The organism is Streptomyces sp. NPDC044044 (genome assembly GCF_056434405.1).
The window spans coordinates 330,407-352,613 of the sequence record NZ_JBWKFG010000004.1; the positions used below are offsets into that span (position 1 = coordinate 330,407).

Here is a 22,207-nt window from a genome sequence, read left to right on the forward strand (position 1 = left end):
AGTGGGCCGTTATGAGTGAGAACAGTGCTATGCCCGCGCTCGGTCACGGTCGGATTCCGGCCCCGAAACGAGCTCCGCTCCCCGCGTCGTCATCCGGACATGCTCCGGACACGGCGCCTGAAATCACCCCGGAGACCGTTCCGGAAGCGATCTCCGACCTGCGCCCGCTCCTGTCCGCCATGCGGGCCGCACGGGACGGGGACTTCACGAAGGTCCCGGTGACCGGCCACGGCATGACCGCCGAACTGCACTCGGTGTTCAACGAAATGCTGGACCGCTCCCTGCACTTCGACGGCGAACTCGCCCGCGTACGGCGGGAGATCATCCGGCACGGCCACCTCAACGAGCGGTTCACGGCGAGCCCGGGGCACGGCAGCTGGGCCACGCGCGTCCACAACGTCAACTCCCTGCTCGACTCCCTGGTCGCCCCGGCGGCCAACGCCACCCGCGTCCTGAACGCGGTCGCGGGCGGCGACCTCACCCAGCGCGTGGACCTGCACGACGGCACCCGCGAGCTGCGGGGCGACCTGCGGCGCCTGGGCCGTGCGGTGAACACGATGGTCGACCAGCTGTCGCTCTTCACGGGCGAGGTCACCCGCGTCGCCCGTGAGGTCGGCACGGAGGGGCGGCTCGGTGGGCGCGCCAAGGTGCGCGGGCTTTCGGGCAGTTGGCGTGACGTGACGGAGGCCGTGAACACCATGGCCGCCCGGCTCACCGCCCAGGTGCGCGACATCGCCCTGGTGACGACGGCGGTGGCGCAGGGCGACCTGACACGGACGGTCACGGTCGAGGCGACGGGCGAACTGCTCGAACTGAAGCTGACCGTCAACACGATGGTCGAGCAGCTCTCCGCGTTCGCCGCCGAGGTGACCCGTGTGGCCCGCGAGGTGGGCACCGAGGGTCAGTTGGGCGGCCGGGCGCAGGCACGGGGCGTGTCGGGGGTCTGGAAGGACCTCACGGACAACGTCAACTTCATGGCGTCGAACCTCACCTCACAGGTGCGCAACATCGCCCAGGTCACCACGGCCGTCGCCAACGGCGACCTGAGCCAGAAGATCACCGTCGACGCCCGGGGCGAGATCCTGGAGCTGAAGTCGACGGTGAACACGATGGTGGACCAGCTCTCCGCGTTCGCCGACGAGGTCACCCGCGTGGCCCGCGAGGTCGGCACGGAGGGCAATCTGGGCGGCCGGGCTCAGGTGCGCGGTGTGTCCGGCGTGTGGAAGGACCTCACCGACAACGTCAACTTCATGGCGGACAACCTCACCTCTCAGGTGCGCAACATCGCCCTCGTGTCGACGGCGGTCGCCCAGGGCGACCTCGGCAAGAAGATCACGGTCGAGGCGAAGGGCGAGATCCTCGAACTGAAGTCGACCATCAACACGATGGTGGACCAGCTCTCCGCGTTCGCGGACGAGGTCACCCGCGTGGCCCGCGAGGTCGGCACGGAGGGAAACCTGGGCGGGCAGGCCCAGGTGCGCGGTGTGTCCGGCGTATGGAAGGACCTCACCGACAACGTCAACTTCATGGCCCTGAACCTCACCTCACAGGTGCGCAACATCGCCCAGGTCACCACGGCCGTCGCCAACGGCGACCTGTCCAAGATGATCACGGTGACGGCGCGTGGCGAGATCCTGGAGCTGAAGGACACCGTCAACACGATGGTGGAGCAGCTGCGCGCCTTCGCGGACGAGGTGACCCGCGTGGCCCGCGAGGTGGGCACGGACGGCCGGCTCGGCGGCCGTGCCCAGGTGCTCGGTGTGTCGGGCGTCTGGAAGGACCTCACCGACAACGTCAACTACATGGCCGACAACCTCACGGGGCAGGTCCGCAACATCGCGCAGGTCGCGACGGCGGTGGCCCAGGGCGATCTCTCCAAGAAGATCGACGTGGACGCGCGCGGCGAGATCCTGGAGCTGAAGACCACCATCAACACCATGGTGGACACGCTGTCCTCCTTCTCCTCCGAGGTCACCCGCGTGGCCCGCGAGGTCGGCTCCGAGGGGCAACTGGGCGGCCAGGCACGCGTCGAGGGTGTCTACGGCACGTGGAAGCGCCTGACGACGAACGTGAACGAACTCGCCCTGAACCTCACCACGCAGGTCCGCGCGATCGCCGAGGTCGCATCCGCCGTGGCGCAGGGCGACATGACCCGCTCCATCACCGTCGAGACCCGCGGCGAGGTCTCCGAGCTGAAGAACAACATCAACGTGATGGTCTCCAACCTCCGCGAGACCACCCGCGCCAAGGACTGGCTGGAGTCGAACCTCGCCCGTCTCGCGGGTCTGATGCAGGGCCACCGTGACCTGATGGAGGTCGCCGACCTCATCCTGCGCGAGCTGACCCCGCTGGTGAACGCCCAGTACGGCGCGTTCTTCCTGGCCGACCCGGAGGCCGGGGACGCCACGACGCTGCAGACTCCCCCGGTCAAGGGACTCGCCTTCATCGCCGGGTACGGCTCCGCGCAGGGCTCGGTCGTCGACACGGGCGCGATGCCCGCGCACGGCCTGGTGCGCCAGGCGGCCCTGGAGAAGAAGCGGATCCTCGTCGACGAGGTGCCGCCCGACTACATCAAGATCACTTCGGGGCTCGGGGACGCCGCACCGGCCAGCCTGGTGATCATCCCCATCCTCTTCGAGGACAAGCTGCTCGGCGTGATCGAGCTGGCCACGTTCTCCCGCTTCTCGGACGTGCACCTGGCGTTCTTCGACCAGTTCGTCAGCACCATCGGCGTCGCGATCAACACCATCATCGCCAACTCCCGTACGGAGTCCCTGCTCAGCGAGTCCCAGCGGCTCGCCACCCAGCTCCAGGACCGCTCGGACGAACTCCAGCTCCAGCAGGCGGAGTTGCAGCGTTCGAACGCGGAACTGGAGGAGAAGGCGGCGCTCCTGGCCACCTCGTCGCAGTACAAGTCGGAGTTCCTCGCGAACATGTCGCACGAGCTGCGCACCCCGCTGAACTCCCTGCTCATCCTCGCCCGGCTGCTCTCCGACAACCCCGACAGCCATCTCTCCGACCAGGAAGTGCAGTTCGCGACCACGATCCACCGCTCGGGCTCCGACCTCCTCCAGCTCATCAACGACATCCTCGACCTGTCGAAGATCGAGGCGGGCCGGATGGACGTACGCCCCAAGAAGCTCCCCCTCATCAAGGTCCTCGACTACGTCCACGCGACGTTCCGCCCGCTCACCCTCGACCGCGGGCTCGCCTTCGAGGTGTCGGTCGGCGAGGACGTGCCGCGCGAGATGTTCTCGGACGAGCAGCGGCTCCAGCAGATCCTGCGCAACCTCCTGTCGAACGCGGTCAAGTTCACCGCGAGCGGCGGCGTCGAGCTGCGCGTGAGCCGCGTCAAGAAGACCGGCGACCGGCTGCACGAGGGCGGCGACCGGCTCTGTTTCGCCGTCAAGGACACCGGCATCGGTATCCCGGCCGACCAGCTCCCCGCCATCTTCGAGGCGTTCCAGCAGGCCGACGGCACCACCAACCGCAAGTACGGCGGCACCGGCCTCGGCCTCTCCATCAGCCGCGAGATCGCCGGGCTCCTCGGCGGCCGCATCACCGCACAGAGCACCCCGGGCCAGGGCTCCACCTTCACGCTCTACGTTCCCGTGGTGCACCCCGGACACGGCCCGGCCGCCGCCGCGTACGCGGCGACCAGGTCACTCACGACCCCGGAGCCGCACGACGACCGCGTCGCGATGAACCCGCACACCTTCCACGAACAGAACGACAGCTGGCCGACTCCCACCAAGCTGGAGGAGTACAGGGAAGGCCCGGCCGGCCGCATATTGCGTGGGCGCCGCGTCCTGATCGTGGACGACGACATCCGCAACGTCTTCGCGCTCACGCACGTCCTGAGCCGCGTCGGCATGCCCGTCCTGTACGCGGAGAACGGCCGCGAAGGAATCGAGACCCTGGAGCGCAACCCCGACACCGACCTGATCCTGATGGACATCATGATGCCGGAGATGGACGGCTACGAAACCATCACCGCGATCCGCCGGACCCCCCGCTGGACGGGCCTTCCCATCATCGCGCTGACCGCCAAGGCGATGCCCGGCGACCGCGAGAAGGCCATCGAGCAGGGTGCCAGCGACTACGTACCCAAGCCCGTGGACGTCGACCAGCTCCTCACGGTCGCCTGCGCCCTCCTGGCCCCCGAGGGCGACGGCGCGGCGGAGCCGGACACGCCCACCACAGAGAAACCCGTTGCAGCGGAACCGACAGGCCCTCCCGGGGAGTCCGCCGTTCCGCCGACGACCGAGTGAGGCATGGTCACCATGAGCACCGAGGTCATGACCGACAACCGCGCGAGCATCCTCCTTGTCGATGACATGGAGGACAATCTGATGGCGCTGGAAGCCGTCCTGGGGTCACTCAACGAACCGCTGGTACGCGCCCGTTCGGGCGAGGAGGCGATGAAGGCGCTCTTGCGCCAACGATTCGCCGTGATCCTCCTGGACGTCCGCATGCCGGGGATGGACGGCTTCGAGACCGCGTCGAACATCAAGCGACTCGACCAGACCAAAGACGTGCCCATCATCTTCCTGACGGGCACCGACAACGACGCGGGCTATGCCTTCCGGGGCTATGCGACGGGCGCCGCGGACTATCTCACCAAGCCGTTCGACCCGTGGGTGCTGCGCGCCAAGGTCACCGTCTTCCTCGAACTGCACCGCAAGAACCAGCAGTTGGAGAAGATCCTGGCGCGCGAGCAGCAGCAGTTCGACGAACTGGCGGCCCGCCTCTCGGCGATCGAGGCGCACATGGCCGCCAGCAGTCTGAACGACGTACTCGAACTGCGCCACCATGTGACGCACATGGAGGAGCTGGTGAAGGAGATGCGGCGCGGGCGGGGTGCCTGACGCGAAGCGCCGAACACCCCGCCCGCACAAGTAGACGCGCAAGCAAACACGCAAGAAAGCAGAGGCTCAGGCCTCGCGCGACCCCGCGTACATCTCGTCGATCAGGTGCTGGTACTCGCGCTCGACGACCGGGCGCTTCAACTTCAGGCTAGGCGTCAGTTCGCCGTGCTCGATGTCCAGGTCGCGGGGCAGCAGCTTGAACTTCTTGACGGTCTGCCAGCGCTGCAGACCTTCGTTGAGCTGCTTCACATAGCCGTCGATGAGCTCGACGGTCGCCGGGGCAGCGACCACGTCGGCGTAGCTCTTGCCCTCCATGCCGTGGTCCTTGGCCCAGGCCAGGATGGCCGGCTCGTCGAGCGCGATCAGGGCGGCGCAGAAGTTCCGGTCGGCTCCGTGCACCAGGATGTTGGAGACGTACGGGCAGACGGCCTTGAACTGGCCCTCGACCTCGGCGGGCGCGATGTACTTGCCGCCGGATGTCTTGATCAGGTCCTTCTTGCGGTCGGTGATCCGCAGATAGCCGTCCGCGGAGAGCTCGCCGATGTCCCCGGTGTGGAACCACCCGTCGGACTCCAGGACCTCGGCCGTCTTCTCGGCGAGGCCGTGGTAGCCCTCCATGATGCCGGGGCCGCGCAGCAGGATCTCGCCGTCGTCGGCGATGCGGACCTCGGTGCCGGGCAGCGGCTTGCCGACGGTGCCGGTGCGGTAGGCCTCACCGGGGTTGACGAAGGACGCTGCCGAGGACTCCGTCAGGCCGTAGCCCTCCAGGATGTGGATGCCCGCGCCTGCGAAGAAGTAGCCGATGTCGGGCGCGAGCGCGGCCGAGCCGGAGACGGCGGCGCGCAGCCGGCCACCGAAGGCCTCCCGCAGCTTGGAGTAGACGAGCGCGTCGGCGACCTTGTGCTTGGCGCCGAGCCCGAAGGGCACCGATGCGGAGCCGGTCCTGCGGAAGTTGTCCTGGCTGACCTTCGCGTACTCGCGGGAGACCTCGGCCGCCCACAGGAAGATCTTGTACTTGGCGCCGCCGCCTGCGCGTGCCTTGGCCGCGACCCCGTTGTAGACCTTCTCGAAGATGCGCGGCACGGCGGCCATGTACGTCGGCTGCACCACCGGCAGGTTCTCGATGATCTTGTCGACGCGGCCGTCGACCGCGGTGACGTGCCCGAGCTCGATCTGCCCGGAGGTCAGCACCTTGCCGAAGACGTGGGCGAGCGGCAGCCACAGGTACTGCACGTCGTCCGGGCCGAGCAGGCCGGTCGAGGCGATGGCCTTGGCCATGTACGACCAGTTGTCCTGCGGCAGGCGCACGCCCTTGGGGCGGCCGGTGGTGCCGGAGGTGTAGATGATCGTGGCGAGCTGGTCCTTGGTGATCGCCGCGATCCGCTCCTTGACCGCCTCCGGGTTCTTCTCCAGATGGGCGGCGCCGCGTGCCTCCAGATCGGCGAGGGTGAGCACCCAGCCCTCGGGGTCGCCATCGGCGGGCCCCGCGCCCTCGGCGTCGATCACCACGACATGCCGGAGGTCGGGCAGCTCGGCGCGCTTCTCACGCGCCTTGGCGAGCTGCTCGGCGTTCTCGGCGATCAGCACCCGGCTGTCGGAGTCGGCCAGGATGTAGGTGGACTCCTCGGCGTTGGTCTGCGGATACACCGTGGTGGTGGCCGCGCCCGCGCAGAGGATGCCGAGGTCGGCGAGGATCCACTCGACGCGCGTGGACGAGGCGAGCGCCACGCGGTCCTCGGGGGCGAGGCCGAGCTCGATGAGGCCCGCGGCGATGGCGTAGACGCGCTCGGCGGCCTGCCCCCAGCTCAGCGACTTCCACTCGTCGGGCCCCTCGCCCGAGGCCGCTGGCACGGGATAGCGGTAGGCCTCGGCATCGGGCGTGGCCGCCACGCGCTCCAGGAAGAGGTGCGCCACGGACGGCGGACGGTTCTCGATCAAGGTCTGTGTGTCGCTCACGACATCCTCCGGACCCGCGACATGGCGGCGACTGGCTGGCGGCTGCTGGTCTTGTTTAACTTGCGAGTAACCTACGAGCAGTGATCAGAGTAGAGCGCTGAAGCCCAGTGCGTAAGGGGCTTCTGCCTGTCACTTCATACAAGAACGGGTCCGCCGCGCAAGAGCGCGACGGACCCGCTGAGATGCCTGCGTGACGCCCGTGACGGACGGGACGGCGGCTGAGGTGTGGGCTACTTCTTGGCCTTGCCCGGACCGCTGTCGTCACTGGAGAGCACCGCGATGAAGGCTTCCTGCGGCACCTCGACGGAGCCGACCATCTTCATGCGCTTCTTGCCCTCCTTCTGCTTCTCGAGCAGCTTGCGCTTACGCGAGATGTCACCGCCGTAGCACTTTGCGAGGACGTCCTTGCGGATGGCGCGGATGGTCTCGCGGGAGATGACCCGGGAGCCGATGGCCGCCTGGACGGGGATCTCGAAGGCCTGGCGCGGGATGAGCTCACGCAGCTTGGCCACGAGCCGCACACCGTACGCGTACGCGGCGTCCTTGTGGGTGACGGCGGAGAACGCGTCGACCCGGTCGCCGTGCAGCAGGATGTCGACCTTCACCAGATCGGCGGCCTGCTCTCCGGTGGGCTCGTAGTCCAGGGAGGCGTAACCACGGGTCTTGGACTTCAGCTGGTCGAAGAAGTCGAAGACGATCTCGGCGAGGGGGAGGGTGTAGCGGATCTCCACCCGGTCCTCGGAGAGGTAGTCCATGCCGAGGAGGGTGCCGCGGCGGGTCTGGCAGAGCTCCATGATCGCGCCGATGAACTCGCTGGGCGCGAGAAGCGTGGCACGTACGACGGGCTCGAAGACCTTGTCGATCTTGCCCTCGGGGAACTCGCTCGGGTTCGTGACCGTGTGCTCGGTGCCGTCCTCCATGTCCACGCGGTAGACCACGTTCGGAGCGGTGGCGATGAGGTCGAGCCCGAACTCGCGCTCGAGCCGCTCACGGATCACGTCGAGGTGCAGCAGACCCAGGAAGCCCACGCGGAAACCGAAGCCGAGAGCGGCCGACGTCTCCGGCTCGTAGACCAGCGCGGCGTCGTTGAGCTGCAGCTTGTCGAGGGCCTCGCGCAGGTCCGGGTACTCCGAGCCGTCCAGCGGATAGAGACCCGAGAACACCATCGGCTTGGGGTCCTTGTAGCCGCCGAGTGCCTCGGTCGCGCCCTTGTGCAGGGAGGTGATCGTGTCACCGACCTTGGACTGACGGACGTCCTTCACGCCGGTGATGATGTAGCCCACCTCGCCGACGCCGATGCCGTCGGCCGGGGTCATCTCGGGGGACGACACCCCGATCTCCAGCAGCTCGTGCGTGGCACCGGTGGACATCATCCGGATCCGCTCACGCTTGTTGAGCTGACCGTCGACGACACGGACGTACGTCACGACGCCCCGGTAGGAGTCGTACACCGAGTCGAAGATCATCGCGCGGGCGGGCGCGTCCGCGACGCCGACCGGCGGCGGGACCTCGGCGACGACCTTGTCGAGCAGCGCCTCGACGCCCATGCCGGTCTTCGCGGAGACCTTCAGCACGTCGGCCGGGTCGCAGCCGATGAGGTTGGCGAGCTCCTCGGAGAACTTCTCCGGCTGGGCGGCCGGCAAGTCGATCTTGTTGAGCACCGGAACGATCTTGAGGTCGTTCTCCATCGCCAAGTAGAGGTTGGCGAGAGTCTGCGCCTCGATGCCCTGCGCGGCGTCGACGAGGAGGACCGTGCCCTCACAGGCCGCGAGAGAGCGGGACACCTCGTACGTGAAGTCCACGTGACCCGGGGTGTCGATCATGTTGAGGATGTGGGTCTTGCTCTGCTCGGGGCCCTCCGTGGGGGCCCAGGGCAGACGCACCGCCTGGGACTTGATCGTGATGCCGCGCTCGCGCTCGATGTCCATGCGGTCGAGGTACTGAGCACGCATCTGCCGCTGCTCGACCACGCCGGTCAGCTGGAGCATGCGGTCGGCGAGCGTGGACTTGCCGTGGTCGATGTGCGCGATGATGCAGAAATTACGGATCAGAGCCGGGTCGGTACGGCTCGGCTCGGGCACATTTTTAGGGGTCGCGGGCACGCAGGGTCCTGTCTCTTGAGGCGCCTGTCGCCTCGGGTCGGATCTATACGTAGGTTCCATGGTCCCACGGGTGGGGCACTGGACCCGGTCTGGGCCGGTCCGAGCGGGGATCGGCCCCATGAGGGAGGGGAGCGCCGCCCGGATTGGGCCGGTCGGAGGGCGGCTGGTAATCTGGGCAGCTGTGTCTCCTGACCCTCTCGGTCCCTCGCGGTCCTGATGGCCCTGAGGCACGTGTCAAAGAAACTCATCTGCAGTACCTCTGCAGTACCTGAACCTGAAAAGGCTCTTTCGTGGCGAACATCAAGTCCCAGATCAAGCGGATCAAGACCAACGAGAAGGCGCGTCAGCGCAACAAGGCGGTCAAGTCTTCCCTGAAGACCGCGATCCGCAAGGCCCGCGAGGCCGTTGCCGCTGGTGACTCCCAGAAGGCCATCGAGGCGACGCGTGAGGCTTCGCGTCAGCTCGACAAGGCTGTCTCCAAGGGTGTCATCCACAAGAACCAGGCCGCCAACAAGAAGTCGGCGCTTGCTTCGAAGGTCGCGACCCTCCAGGGCTGAAACCCTTGCCCCGGCTCGCCGGGGCGCTGATCAATCCTCCCGCGAGGGTAATTCGAGCCCTCTACCTCGAATCGCGGACAGACCACGCAGTACGCCACGCTGCGACAATGCCCCCGGCCCACTCCGGGGGCATTGCTGTGTCCGGGGGCGGTTCTCTTCAGGGGCGCGTGGGCCCCTTAAGGGGCGCGGGGAACTGCGCGACCAGCCAGGGACGACCCGCGGATCGAGAACCGGCGGGTGTCGCGCAGGCGGCAGGTGTCGCGCAGGCAGCGGATGTCGTGCAGGCGGCAGATGTCATGTCCGCACAGTCTCAGCGACGCGACCTCGCCGCGCGGGCGATGGCGACGACGGCCTTCTCCAGGGCGTACTCAGGATCGTCGCCCCCGCCCTTGACGCCCGCGTCAGCATCGGCGCAGGCCCGCAGAGCCACCGCCACCCCGTCGGGAGACCACCCCCGCATCTGCTGCCGGACCCGGTCGATCTTCCAGGGCGGCATGCCCAGCTCACGGGCGAGGTCGGCGGGCCGACCGCCACGCGCGGAGGAGAGCTTCCCGATGGCCCGCACGGCCTGGGCAAGGGCGCTGGTGATCAGGACGGGGGCGACGCCGGTCGACAGGGACCAGCGCAACGCTTCGAGCGCCTCGGCGGCCCGCCCCTCCACGGCTCGGTCGGCCACGGTGAAGCTGGAGGCCTCGGCACGGCCCGTGTAATAGCGGCCGACGACCGCCTCGTCGATCGTGCCCTCGACGTCAGCCACCAGCTGGGACACCGCCGAAGCGAGCTCCCGCAGATCGCTGCCGATCGAGTCGACCAGGGCCTGGCACGCCTCGGGCGTGGCCGAACGGCCCAGGGTGCGGAACTCGCTGCGCACGAACGACAGCCGGTCCGAGGCCTTGGTCATCTTGGGGCAGGCGACCTCACGGGCACCCGCCTTGCGGGCGGCGTCGAGCAGACCCTTGCCCTTGGCTCCGCCCGCGTGCAGCAGGACGAGGGTGATCTCCTCGGCCGGCGACCCGAGATACGCCTTCACGTCCTTGATCGTGTCGGCCGACAGATCCTGCGCGTTGCGCACGATCACGACCTTGCGCTCGGCGAAGAGCGAGGGGCTGGTCAGCTCGGCGAGCGTGCCGGGCTGCAGCTGGTCGGACGTGAGGTCGCGCACGTCCGTGTCCGCGTCGGCGGCACGGGCGGCCGCGACCACCTGCTGCACGGCGCGGTCGAGGAGGAGGTCCTCCTGGCCCACGGCGAGCGTGAGAGGAGCGAGCGGGTCGGCGGTATCTGTCTTCCTGGCCATCGCGGTCAAGCATCCCACGCGGCACTGACAGCCCGTCCCGTACTGCCGGTTCCCGGGCGGCTCGCCGCGTATCGGAGAATGGGCAGGTGACCGACGTACGACATGTCCTGGTGCTGCCCGACCGCGATGCCGCGGAGGAAGTGGCCGAAGAACTCCCCGACCGTTTCGGCGTGCGCGAGCAGCCTCAACTCGTCCGTGACGCCCTGGCGGGCGAGGACGACGCCGAGGACGCCCAGTGGCTGGTCGTGGTCGAGGACCCCGAACGACGCCTCGACCGCACCGCGCTGGACGAACTGGCCGCGGAGCACGAGGGCTGGCTGGAGGCTCCCTAGGACGCCTAGGCCGGGGCGGGCCGGTCGGCCAGGTGGATCTGGCGGGTCAGCTCTTGGGCAGGACCTGGATGTCGAGGTCGATCGTGATGCTGGGTCCGACCGCCGCGATGCCGCGGGCGAGCATCGTCTGCCAGTTGATCGTGAAGTCGTCGCGGTGCAGCTCGGTGGAGGCGCGGCAGGCGACGCGGGTCTCACCCTCCAGGCCCTGGCCCACCCCGAGATACTCCGTCTCCAGCGTGACCGTGCGCGTCACGCCGTGCAGCGTCAGACCGCCCGTGATCGCCCAGCGGCTGCCGCCCTTGTGCACGAAGCGGTCGCTGTAGAACTCCATCGTCGGGAAACGCCCCACGTCGAGGAAGTCGCCGGACCGCAGGTGGTCGTCGCGCATCTGCACCGCGGTGTCGATGGAGGCGGCGTCGATGACGACATGCATCGCGGAGTCCTCCATCCGCTCCCCCAGCCGGATGGCACCCGCGAAGCTGTTGAACCGGCCGTGAATACGGGCAAGCCCGATGTGCCGCGCGGTGAAGGCGACCGAGGAGTGCAGGGGGTCGATCTCCCAGTCACCGGGCTCCGGCAGCGCCGGGGGCGGGGCGATCTGGAGCATGACGTCACCGAGCGAGGCGTGCGCGCTCTCCCCGACCGTGGCGTTCGCCCGGTACGGAGTGAACCCTTCCGCCGAGACCGCCAGGCGGTAGTCCCCGGCCGGAACGGTCGCGACGAACGAACCGAACGGATCAAGGCCCCCACCGACGACCTTGCGCCCCATGGCATCGCTGACCGCGAACTCCGCGTGCCGCACGGGCTCATTGACCGGGTCGAGCACCCGGCAGCTGAGCACTCCCGCACTGGGCGGAACCGCCACGGCGGACAAGGGACCACCGGCCCGACCAGCCCGCCCTGCCCTGCCGGCCGGGCCGACCCGGCCTGCCCCACCCGCTCTTCCTGCCCCACCAACTCGATTCGTCCGACCGGCTCGGTTCGTACGGTCTCCCAGCCAACGGCCGAACATCTGCGACATACCCCCGCGCACCTTGACAACTCCTGTCCCGAAGAGGCATTCGATCACCGTTGCGGCATTCGATGCAACACGAACCCACTTCGCTGGAATGCTGCGCTAGCGCTTGAAGTGTCACGAGTAGCCCGAATTAATCACCGAGAGGGGCGAGAGAGGGAGAAGCAGGGGGAGCAGAGGGAGCAGGGGGAGGGATACAGGAGGGGGATCAGGAGAGGGATCGGGCGGGGGATCAGGCGGGGGGGGCGGTACGAGCCCGTCCGCTACGGCGGCCGCGTGGCCACCTCCAGGACCGGAGCCGTCCCGTCCGCCGACTCGGCCGCTGATCCGCCGGTCGGCCTGCCAGTCGATCCGCCGGTCGGTCCGCCGGTCGGTCCGATGACCGCGATCGAGCCGTCCGTGTCTGTCCGGAACACCTCCGCTCCCCCGGCCCGCAGCGCCGCGACCGTACGGGGTGCCGGGTGCCCGTACGAGTTGTCTCTTCCCGAACTGATGAGGGCGAGGCGCGGCGCGGTCCGCCGCAGGAGCCCGGGGTCCTGATAGGCCGAGCCGTGATGGGCGACCTTCAAGACGTCCACGGGTGGCAGCGCCGCCACGGCCGGTGTGCGCAACAAGGCTCGTTGGGCGGGCGGTTCGAGATCGCCGAGCAGGAGCAGCGTCACGCCCTGGACGCGTGCGAGCAGGGTGACGCTGGCGTCGTTCGGACCATCGGGGGTCGGCATCCGGCCCGAGCCCTCCGCCGTAGGCCAGAGCACCTGCCATTCGAGTACGCCACCACCCGCACGGCGCCGCTCCCCCGCCACGGCCCGGCTCACCGGAATCCGTTGGGCGGCCGCCTGTTCTCGTACGAACCGTGCCTGCCCGGACGGCTCTTGATAGCCCGTCGTCTGGATCGCCCCGACCGAACGCCCCCGCAGCACACCCGGCAGCCCCGCCACATGATCGGCATGGAAGTGGGTCAGCAGCACGAGCGGCACACGGGTCACGCCGAGCGAACTCAGACATCGGTCCACGAGCACCGGATCGGGCCCCGCGTCGACGACGACCCCCGCCCCGTCACCCGCGGCGAGCACGGTGGCATCCCCCTGGCCCACATCACACATCGCGAACCGCCAGCCCGGCGGCGGCCAACCCGCGATCACCCTGGTGAGGGGCGGGGGTTGCACGATCGCCAGGAGGAGCAACAGGGCGCAGGCCGCACTGAGCCAGGGGTACCTGACGAGCCTGCGGCCGACCAGGACCACGCCGACCGTGGCGAGGGCGAGCAGCAGACCGCCACGCCAGCCGCCGGGCCAGTCGACGCCGCTGCCGGGCAGCGCCGCGCCCGTGCGGGCGATGTCCGCGATCCACGAGGTGGGCCAACTCGCACACCAGGCAAGGCATTTGGCGACCGGCATCGCCAAAGGTGCCGTCGCGAGCGTGGCGAAACCGAGGACCGTGGCGGGCGCGACGGCCACCTCCGCGAGGAGGTTGCAGGGCACCGCCACCAGGCTCACCCGTGCCGCGAGGACGGCGACGACGGGCGCGCACACCGCCTGCGCGGCAGCCGCGGCGGCCAGCGCCTCGGCCAGGCGCGGGGGAACCCGGCGTCTTTGCAGGGCGACGCTCCATCTGGGCGCGAGGGTGAGAAGGGCACCGGTGGCGAGCACAGAGAGCAGAAAGCCGGGGCTGCGGGCCAGCCACGGGTCGTACAGGACGAGCAGCAGCACGGCGGCGGCCAGGGCCGGGATCAGCGAACGGCGCCGTCCTGTGCCGATGGCGAGCAGCGCGATCAGCCCGCAGGCCGCGGCCCGCAGCACACTCGGGTCCGGTCGGCAGACGATGACGAAGCCGAGGGTGAGAGCACCACCGATCAGCGCGGTCGCCCGCAGCGGAATCCCCAACCGTGGGGCGAGACCACGCCGTTCGGCACGCTGAGCAAGGCCTGGCGGGCCGATGAGCAGGGCGAGGACGATGGTGAGATTGGCGCCGCTGACAGCGAGGAGGTGCGTCAGGTCGGTCGCCCTGAACGCCTCCTCCAGCTCGGGCGGCACGCGGGAGGTGTCCCCGACCACTAGGCCGGGCAACAGCGCCCTGGCATCGGGCGGCAACCCGTCCGTGGCCTCCCGCAACCCGCCCCGCAGCCGCCCCGCCAGGCGCTGCGGCCCTGACGGCGCCTCGATCACCCGCGGCGCCTGCCCTCCCTCCACTCGGAGCACTGCCGCTACGCGGTCGCCCTCCGGTAAGGGAGGCGCGAGGCCGGCCCGGAGGCGAAGCCGGGTCGAGGGCAGGATCGCGAGCCAGCGTGCCCTGGACCAAGGTCCTGCGGAATCCACGCCACCTGCTCCGCCCTCACGTCCGCTCCCGTCACTCGCCCTCTCCCCCTCCCGCTTCCCCTCCCACCCGTCCTCCCGCTCCCCCTCCCCGGCGAAGACCAGGACCGGAGTGCGGGTCACGGAGGTCCTGCCGTCCGCCGACGTGACCCGGACGATCTCCGCGTCCAACATGACGGAGGGTGGCACGGCGTGGGCTCCCGTGACCCGGGGCCTGGTGAGCCGGGGGTCGGAGGTGACCTCCAACTCGACCTCCGCTTCGGCATAGTGACGAGCCAGGGCAGGGACCGGCCCCCGGTGCAGGTCGGCCCCGTGCAGCGCCGCGGAGCCCGCGCCCGCCGCGGAACAGAGGAGAACTGCCGCCACCGAGACCCGCCGCCAGGGCTGCCGCCACCCCGGGGGCTGAGCCGGATCAGGTGCATCCTGCCGCGCTCCACCCGCCGGGTACGCCCGCGCCCTCCGCACCGGCTGTACCGGCCGCACCGTCCCTACCGGGTGCGCCCGCACCGTCCATGCCACCAACAGGGCACCGGCCACCACCACACAAACGACCACGGCCGCGATCACCCACCGGGGCGGGGCATCCAGCGCCAGGGCCGCCGTCCCCCACGCCGCGAGGGCGGGCGGCACGAGGCGCAGGTCCAGTGGGCCTTCCTGGCGGGGGTGGGCGCCCCCGAGTCGACGCCCGGACAGGGCGCGAACGGCGGGGTCGGGCGGGCCCATTGAGTCTCCGGGCACCACGGCCGTCTGCCTCCGCGACCTCATGGCCGCACGAGATTCTGCAGGTCGGCATAGCGCCTGTCACCGATTCCATTGACCTCGCGCAGCTCATCCACCGAGCGGAAGCCGCCGTGTTCCGTGCGGTAGTCGATGATGTGCTGGGCCAGCACGGGGCCCACACCCGGCAGTTCGTCGAGCTGCTCGGCGGTGGCCGTGTTGAGGCCGACCGGGGCGGCAGGACTCGCTCCTGTCGGCCCTGCGGCCGCGCCGGCGCCAGGCGTCGCCGGAGCCGATGGAACCGCCGGTGCGCCGACCACCACCTGTTCGCCATCGATGAGCAGGCGGGCCCGGTTGAGGCCGTCCGTGTCCGCGCCGGGGCGCACCCCGCCGGCGGCCTTCAGCGCGTCGGCGACCCGGGAACCCGCGGGCAGCCGCAGGATTCCAGGGCTGCGGACCTTCCCGCTGACGTCCACGACGACCCCGCCAGCGCTCGCACCGGGCGCACCGCCCGTGCCGGCTGCCGGCCGGCCGCCAGCCTCCGGAGGGGGCGGGGATCCCGGGGACGGAGACGGCTCAGCGCCCCGATCGGGCGCCGCCCCGACCACGTCCGGCGCCCGCACCGGCTGCGTCCGCCCCGCCCAGAAGTGCTGGGCGGCGAACACCGCGGCCAGGACGAGAACCACCGCGAGCGCGACCAGGCTGCGCCGCTCAAGGCCACACCGCAGCTGCAGCCACAACGGCAACCGCTCCCGCACAGCAAGCCCCACCCGCCCCCGCAGGGGCGACACCAACGCACCTCCGCCCACTCCGCCTGCTCCACCTGCTCCACCTGCTCCACCTGCGGACGCCCCCGACTGCTGGGACTGGGCTTGAGGAAGGGGCTGGGGCAGGGGCCGGGGTTGCGGCTGCGGCTGCGGCTGCGGCTGCGGCTGCGCTGGAGTCTGCGTCTGAGGCCGGTGCTGAGCTAGGGCCTGAGGCTGGTGCTGGGCTCGGGGCTGGGGTTGGTGCTGGGCTCGGGCCTGGGGCTGGGCCTGCACCCGGGCTTGAGGCAGAGCTTGAGCCCGGGTCTGAGGCTGGGCCTGCACCCGGGCCTGAGCCAGAGCTTGGGCCCGGGTCTGAGGCTGGGCTTGAGCTGGGGGCCAAGCCTGCGCTTGGGGTCGGGAGTGCTCCTGAGTCCGACCCTGCAACACGGCCTGAGATCCCATCCCAGCCTGCGGCTGCGGCTGCGGTACTGGAAGGGCCCCCGCCTCCGACACCGACCGCGACCCCGGCCCCACCCCGGACCGCCGCACAACCCGTGATTGCCGCCCGGCCTGCGGCTGCGTAGCGACGAAAGGCTCCCGCTCCGGCGACGCTGGAGCAACCTCCGCCCGCGATACCGACCGCGCCCCCAGCCCAGACTGCCGCACGGCCTGCGGCTGCGGCCTCAGCCCGGCCCGCCGTCGCACAGCCTCCAATCGCCCCGCGATCTCCGACTGTCGCGAATCCGACCAAGGTGACTGCGCGTCCTGCCGCTGCTCCTCCTGCCGCAGGTCCTGCAGCACAGCCTGCGCTCGCCCCACGACCTCCCGCTGCCCCGCGACCTCCGGCTGCCCCACAACTTCCGGCCGCCCCGCAACTTCCGGATGCCGCACCGCCTGCGGCCGCGTCACCGGCCGAGAGCGCCCCACAGCATCCGGCACTGGCGGACGCCACCGCACGGCCTGCCCCTGCGACTGCACAGCGGCCTGCGGCTGGGACAGCGGCTGCGACCCGGAAGCCGACGCCGTCCCCGTTCCGGACCCCGGCGCGACGCCCTCCACGCCCTCCACACCTCGCACATCCGGCGGCGGCGCTCCCGACCTCAATCCGCTCTCGGCACCCGGCCGTTCAGGCTCGGCGAACAGCGTCTCCGCGCGCTGGCGCAGCGCCTGTGCCCTGGCCCGTGCCTCCGCCGAAGCGTGTCCGCGACGGAGCGCCCGCCTGCGGGCATGGCCGTATCGCTCGCGACCGGCAGGAGAGGAGCCGCCGGGAGCGCGGCCGGCAGTAGCGCGAGTGCCCGAAGCGCGGCCGTCGGATCCGGGGCCTCGCCCGGGTCCACTCGTCGCGGCAGGTGTCCGTGAAAGTGATCGAAGTTCCATGCCGACGACGCTAGAGACCCCGGCAGAACTATGTTGATCTTGGTCAAATCCCGTGGATTACCCACCAGTTGTGGATAACTCCGTCACCCACAAGCCCGCCCTGCCCCCGCACCCAGCACCCGGCACCCGGCACCCGGCACCACCTCACCAGGGCGAAACCACAGCCCCCAACAACCCCGGCCCCGTATGCGCCCCGATCACCGCACCGACCTCGCTGACATGCAGCTCCGCAAGGCCCGGCACCCTGTCCCTGAGCCGGTCCGCCAGGGTCGATGCGCGTTCCGGCGCCGCCAGGTGATGCACCGCGATGTCGACGCGGTGGGTCCCGGCTCGCTCGATCACGATCTCCTCCAGCCTCGCGATCGCCTTGGACGCCGTCCGCACCTTCTCCAGCATCTCGATCCGCCCGCCATCCAGCTGGAGCAGTGGCTTCACCGCGAGCGCCGAGCCCAACAGCGCCTGCGCGGCGCCGATCCGGCCGCCCCGGCGCAGATAGTCCAGCGTGTCGACGTAGAAGTAAGCGGACGTGTTCGCGGCCCGCTTCTCCGCCGCGGTCACCGCCTCGTCCACCGAGCCTCCGGACTCGGCGGCCTCCGCCGCCGCGAGCGCGCAGAAGCCAAGGGCCATCGCGACCATTCCGGTGTCCACCACCCGCACCGGCACCGGCGCGTCCTTCGCCGCGAGGACGGCCGCGTCGTACGTGCCCGAGAACTCGGCGGACAGATGCAGCGAGACGATGGCCGTCGCGCCCGACTCCGCGACCTTGCGATAGGTCTCCGCGAAGAGTTCCGGGCTCGGCCGCGATGTGGTCACAGAGCGGCGTTTCTGCAGCGCCAGAGCGAGGGAGCGGGCGGAGATCTCGGTGCCCTCTTCGAGTGCCTGGTCACCGAGGACCACGGTCAGGGGTACCGACGTGATGCCGTGCCGCTCCATCGTCCGCTGCGGCAGATAGGCCGTTGAATCCGTGACGATCGCGACATGACGGGACATGCGGTGGAGATTACCTGCCTGGGCCCGACGACGGCAGCCCGACCCCGTGCGGGTCAGTCTGCCAGTCGCGCTCCCGGCCGTGCCAGGTCACCCGCCCGCTCACGTCGTGCTCTCGGGCCTGGCCTGCTTCTCCCAGGGGTATGAGGGCCGCGCCGTCGGTGGCGTGATGGCGGGCCGCTCCGGCTCGTCCGCCGACCCGGACGGCTTCGGCCGCTCGGGCCGCCCCGGCTGCTCGGACGGCTCCGTCCACGTCTGTTCCGCACCCTTGCCCGCGTCCGCCGCCGGCTCGGGCTCGGGCCACGCGGCGGGTGTCTGCGTGGGCGCAGGCTCCTTCGTCCAGTGCCGCAGCGCGCCCGCCTCCAGGTCGATCTGCGTGCTCAGCGAGTCCAGGTCGTCGTCCGCGAACCGGTGGGCGCGGTCGCGCGCGGACCACCGCAGCGAGTCCGCCGACTTGGTGATCTGCTCCGTACGCTCCCGCAGCGCGGGGAGCCGCTGGGCGAGGGCCGCCTTGTCCGGGTCCCGCTCAAGGCGTCGCAGCTCGTCGTCCAGCTCGTGGCCGTGCGCGCTGAGCCGCTCGAAGAGCCCCAGGGACTCCTTCAGAGAGGCGTCCTCGGCCACTCCCGCCTGCAGGGCGTCCTGCGTGGCCCGCATCGACGTACGCAACCTGAGCCGCAGCTGGGCCAGTTCGGCGGCCGTGCCCACCTGCGCGAAGCTCCTCGCGCGCAGCGTCGTGTCCTCGACCGACCGGCGCGCCTGCGAGATCGTCCGGTCCACGCCGCGCTTGGCGGCACCGATCGCCTTCACCGTCATGTACGCACCAAAGATCACGAACAGCAACACGAGCAGCGCCACGATCACGCCCACGGCTTCCATGACGCTCCCCTCAGGTCCTGCGGCGGGTTCCGCACCGACTCTTCAACGGTAAACGCAAAGGGCAGGCGGAGGGTTCCAGCGGAACCCCCAACCTGCCCGTAGGGGACTACCCTCATGCCCCCTCGCGCGACTCTCCCGCGATTAGGCCGGGACGATGTTCACCAGCTTCGGTGCCCGCACGATGACCTTGCGGATCCCGGCGCCGTCCAGCGCGGCCAGCACCCTCTCGTCACCCAGGGCCACCTTCTCCAGCTCCTCGTCCGAGATCGACGGGGAGACCTCCAGGCGCGCCCTGACCTTGCCCTTGATCTGCACGACGCAGGTCACGGTCTCGTCCACGACGTACGCCGGGTCGGCCACGGGGAAGTCCTGGTGGACGACCGAATCGCCGTGGCCCAGCTTGCGCCACAGCTCCTCGCCGACGTGCGGGGCCAGCGGGGCGATCAGCAGCACCAGGCGCTCGGCGACCGAGCGCGGCAGCGTGCCGCCCTCCTTGGTCAGGTAGTTGTTCAGCTCGGTGATCTTGGCGATGGCGGTGTTGAACCGCATGCCTTCCAGGTCCTGGCGCACGCCGTCGATCGCCTTGTGCAGGGCGCGCAGCGTGCCCTCGGCGACGTCGGACTCCGCGACGTCCGCGACCGTGACCTCGCCGGTCGACTCGTCGACGATCAGACGCCACATGCGCTGCAGCAGGCGGTACTGGCCGACGACCGCGCGCGTGTCCCACGGGCGCGAGACGTCCAGCGGGCCCATCGCCATCTCGTACAGGCGCAGGGTGTCCGCGCCGTACTCCTCGCAGATCTCGTCCGGAGTGACGGCGTTCTTCAGGGACTTGCCCATCTTGCCCAGCTCGCGCTTGACCGGCTCGCCCTCGAAGAAGTACTGGCCGTCGCGCTCCTCGACCTCGGTGGCCTGGACCGGGAAACCGCGGCTGTCGCGGTACACGTAGGCCTGGATCATGCCCTGGTTGAACAGCTTGTGGAACGGCTCGGCGGACGAGATGTGCCCCAGGTCGAACAGCATCTTCGACCAGAAGCGGGCGTACAGCAGGTGCAGCACCGCGTGCTCGGCGCCGCCCACGTACAGGTCGACGCCACCCGTCGGCTGGCCCTCGCGCGGGCCCATCCAGTACTGCTCGACGGCCGGGTCGACCAGCTTCTGGTCGTTGTGCGGGTCCAGGTAGCGCAGCTCGTACCAGCAGGAACCGGCCCAGTTGGGCATGGTGTTGGTCTCGCGGCGGTACTTCTTGGGTCCGTCGCCCAGGTCCAGGGTGACGTTGACCCAGTCCTCGTTGCGGGACAGCGGCGTCTCCGGGGAGGTGTCCGCGTCGTCCGGGTCGAAGGTGCGCGGGGAGTAGTCGTCGACCTCCGGCAGCTCCAGGGGCAGCATCGACTCGGGCAGCGAGTGGGCGATGCCGTCCTCGTCGTAGACGATCGGGAAGGGCTCGCCCCAGTAGCGCTGGCGGCTGAACAGCCAGTCACGCAGGCGGAAGTTGACGGTGCCCTCGCCGATGCCCTTGCGGGCCATCCACTCCGTGATGCGCGCCTTGGCGTCGACGACGCCCAGGCCGTCCAGGGAGATGCCCTCTCCGGAGGAGTTGACCAGCTTCGCGTCGTACGAACCGAACGCGTCCTCCCACGTGGAGGCGTCGGTCCCACGGTCGTCCGAGGGCTCGACCACGCACCGCATGGGCAGCTCGAAGGCGCGCGCGAAGGCGAAGTCACGGCTGTCGTGCGCCGGGACGGCCATGATCGCGCCGGTGCCGTAGCCCATCAGTACGTAGTCGGCGATGAAGACCGGGACCTGCTCGCCGCTGACCGGGTTGGTGGCATAGACGCCGGTGAAGACGCCGGTCTTCTCCTTGGCGTCGGCCTGGCGCTCCACGTCGGACTTGGAGGCGGCGAACGCGCGGTACTTGGCGACGGCCTCGGCCGGCGTCGCGTGCCCGCCGGTCCACACGTCATGGGTACCCTCGGGCCAGGCGGCCGGGGTCATCTTGTCGACCAGCTCGTGCTCGGGCGCCAGGACCATGTAGGTCGCGCCGAACAGGGTGTCCTGACGGGTGGTGAAGACGGTGATGGCCTCGTCGCCGGAGCCGACCGGGAAGTCGACGCGGGCGCCTTCGGAGCGGCCGATCCAGTTGCGCTGCTGCAGCTTGATGGCCTCGGGCCAGTCCAGGCCGTCCAGGTCGTCCAGCAGGCGGTCCGCGTAGGCCGTGATGCGCATGTTCCACTGGCGCAGCTTGGCCTTGAAGACGGGGAAGTTGCCTCGCTCGGAGCGGCCGTCGGCGGTGACCTCCTCGTTCGCCAGGACGGTGCCCAGGCCGGGACACCAGTTGACGGGGGCGTCGGAGGCGTACGCCAGGCGGTACTCGCTCAGCAGGTCGGCGCGCTCCTGGGTGGTCAGCTGGTGCCACGCGCGCGTGGAGTTCGGTACGGCACGCTCACCGCTCTCGAACTGGGCGACCAGGGCGGCGATCGGACGCGCCTTCTGCGCGTCCTCGTCGTACCAGGAGTTGAAGATCTGGACGAAGATCCACTGGGTCCACTTGTAGTAGTCCGGGTCGATCGTCGCGAAGGAGCGGCGCTTGTCGTGGCCCAGGCCCAGACCGCGCAGCTGCGACTTCATGTTCTCGATGTTGGCCTCGGTGGAGACCCGGGGGTGCGTGCCCGTCTGTACGGCGTACTGCTCGGCGGGCAGGCCGAAGGCGTCGAAGCCCAGGGTGTGCAGGACGTTGTGGCCCGTCATGCGCTGGAAGCGCGCGTAGACGTCGGTGGCGATGTACCCCAGGGGATGGCCGACGTGCAGGCCCGCGCCGGAGGGGTACGGGAACATGTCCATGATGAACTGCTTGGGCTTGGCGACCAGCGCGGCCTGCACGGCCGACCCGTCGGCGGCCACGGCCAGGTCGCCGCTCGGGTTCGGCGCCTCGTACGTGCCGTTCGCGTCCCAGAAGTCCTGCCAGCGTGCCTCGATGTCGGCGGCCAGGGCGGCCGTGTAGCGGTGCGGTGCGGCCACCTCGGAGGCGGCAGCAGAATTCGTCTCGCTCATGATCCTCAAAGCTCCAT

13 protein-coding genes are annotated in these 22,207 nt (G+C 70.1%); 4 read left to right on the forward strand and 9 right to left on the reverse strand.

Annotation, left to right across the window (positions count from 1 at the left end; translation table 11 throughout):
• Positions 1-179 precede the first annotated feature (179 nt).
• Positions 180-4,271: a HAMP domain-containing protein gene (locus AC07AG_RS17225; RefSeq protein ID WP_478755914.1), complete on the forward strand. Its 4,092-nt coding sequence runs from the start codon at positions 180-182 to the stop codon at positions 4,269-4,271.
• A 12-nt stretch (positions 4,272-4,283) separates the two neighbouring features.
• Positions 4,284-4,868 (forward strand): response regulator, encoded by a 585-nt coding sequence (locus AC07AG_RS17230; RefSeq protein ID WP_249593029.1) that lies wholly within the window; start codon positions 4,284-4,286, stop codon positions 4,866-4,868.
• Positions 4,869-4,934: 66 nt separating this feature from the next.
• On the opposite strand, the gene AC07AG_RS17235 is transcribed toward AC07AG_RS17230, so the two are convergent.
• Positions 4,935-6,824, reverse strand: coding sequence for an AMP-dependent synthetase/ligase (locus AC07AG_RS17235; RefSeq protein ID WP_478755915.1), 1,890 nt, complete (start codon positions 6,822-6,824; stop codon positions 4,935-4,937).
• 230 nt (positions 6,825-7,054) lie between these two features.
• On the reverse strand, positions 7,055-8,926 hold the full coding sequence (gene lepA, locus AC07AG_RS17240; protein ID WP_249589966.1) for a translation elongation factor 4: 1,872 nt from the start codon (positions 8,924-8,926) through the stop codon (positions 7,055-7,057).
• 290 nt (positions 8,927-9,216) lie between these two features.
• Here lepA and rpsT point away from each other — a divergent pair, with 290 nt between their 5' ends.
• Positions 9,217-9,483, forward strand: coding sequence for a 30S ribosomal protein S20 (gene rpsT / locus AC07AG_RS17245; RefSeq protein WP_249589965.1), 267 nt, complete (start codon positions 9,217-9,219; stop codon positions 9,481-9,483).
• Positions 9,484-9,793: 310 nt separating this feature from the next.
• On the opposite strand, the gene holA is transcribed toward rpsT, so the two are convergent.
• On the reverse strand, positions 9,794-10,777 hold the full coding sequence (gene holA, locus AC07AG_RS17250) for a DNA polymerase III subunit delta (RefSeq protein WP_478755916.1): 984 nt from the start codon (positions 10,775-10,777) through the stop codon (positions 9,794-9,796).
• Positions 10,778-10,863: 86 nt separating this feature from the next.
• Here holA and AC07AG_RS17255 point away from each other — a divergent pair, with 86 nt between their 5' ends.
• The gene (locus AC07AG_RS17255; RefSeq protein WP_160504983.1) at positions 10,864-11,109 is read left to right on the forward strand and encodes a hypothetical protein; all 246 of its coding nucleotides are present in this window, start codon (positions 10,864-10,866) and stop codon (positions 11,107-11,109) included.
• 46 nt (positions 11,110-11,155) lie between these two features.
• On the opposite strand, the gene AC07AG_RS17260 is transcribed toward AC07AG_RS17255, so the two are convergent.
• The 6 genes from AC07AG_RS17260 to leuS all read right to left on the reverse strand — a co-directional run bounded on the left by AC07AG_RS17260 (position 11,156) and on the right by leuS (position 22,190).
• Positions 11,156-12,121, reverse strand: coding sequence for a YceI family protein (locus AC07AG_RS17260; protein WP_478756304.1), 966 nt, complete (start codon positions 12,119-12,121; stop codon positions 11,156-11,158).
• Between the two features lie 266 nt (positions 12,122-12,387).
• Positions 12,388-15,159 (reverse strand): ComEC/Rec2 family competence protein, encoded by a 2,772-nt coding sequence (locus AC07AG_RS17265; RefSeq protein WP_478755917.1) that lies wholly within the window; start codon positions 15,157-15,159, stop codon positions 12,388-12,390.
• 38 nt (positions 15,160-15,197) lie between these two features.
• Positions 15,198-16,046 carry a ComEA family DNA-binding protein gene (locus AC07AG_RS17270; RefSeq protein ID WP_478756305.1) on the reverse strand — a complete coding sequence of 283 codons (849 nt, stop codon included), beginning with the start codon at positions 16,044-16,046 and terminating at the stop codon, positions 15,198-15,200.
• A 1,374-nt stretch (positions 16,047-17,420) separates the two neighbouring features.
• A complete protein-coding gene (locus AC07AG_RS17275; RefSeq protein WP_478755918.1) occupies positions 17,421-18,266 on the reverse strand; it encodes a DegV family protein in 846 nt (281 codons plus the stop codon).
• Positions 18,267-18,365: 99 nt separating this feature from the next.
• Entirely contained in the window at positions 18,366-19,139 is a 774-nt protein-coding gene (locus AC07AG_RS17280) for a hypothetical protein (protein WP_478755919.1), read from the reverse strand.
• Positions 19,140-19,280: 141 nt separating this feature from the next.
• Complete coding sequence (gene leuS / locus AC07AG_RS17285) at positions 19,281-22,190, reverse strand: leucine--tRNA ligase (RefSeq protein ID WP_478755920.1); 2,910 nt, start codon at positions 22,188-22,190, stop codon at positions 19,281-19,283.
• Positions 22,191-22,207: the final 17 nt, after the last annotated feature.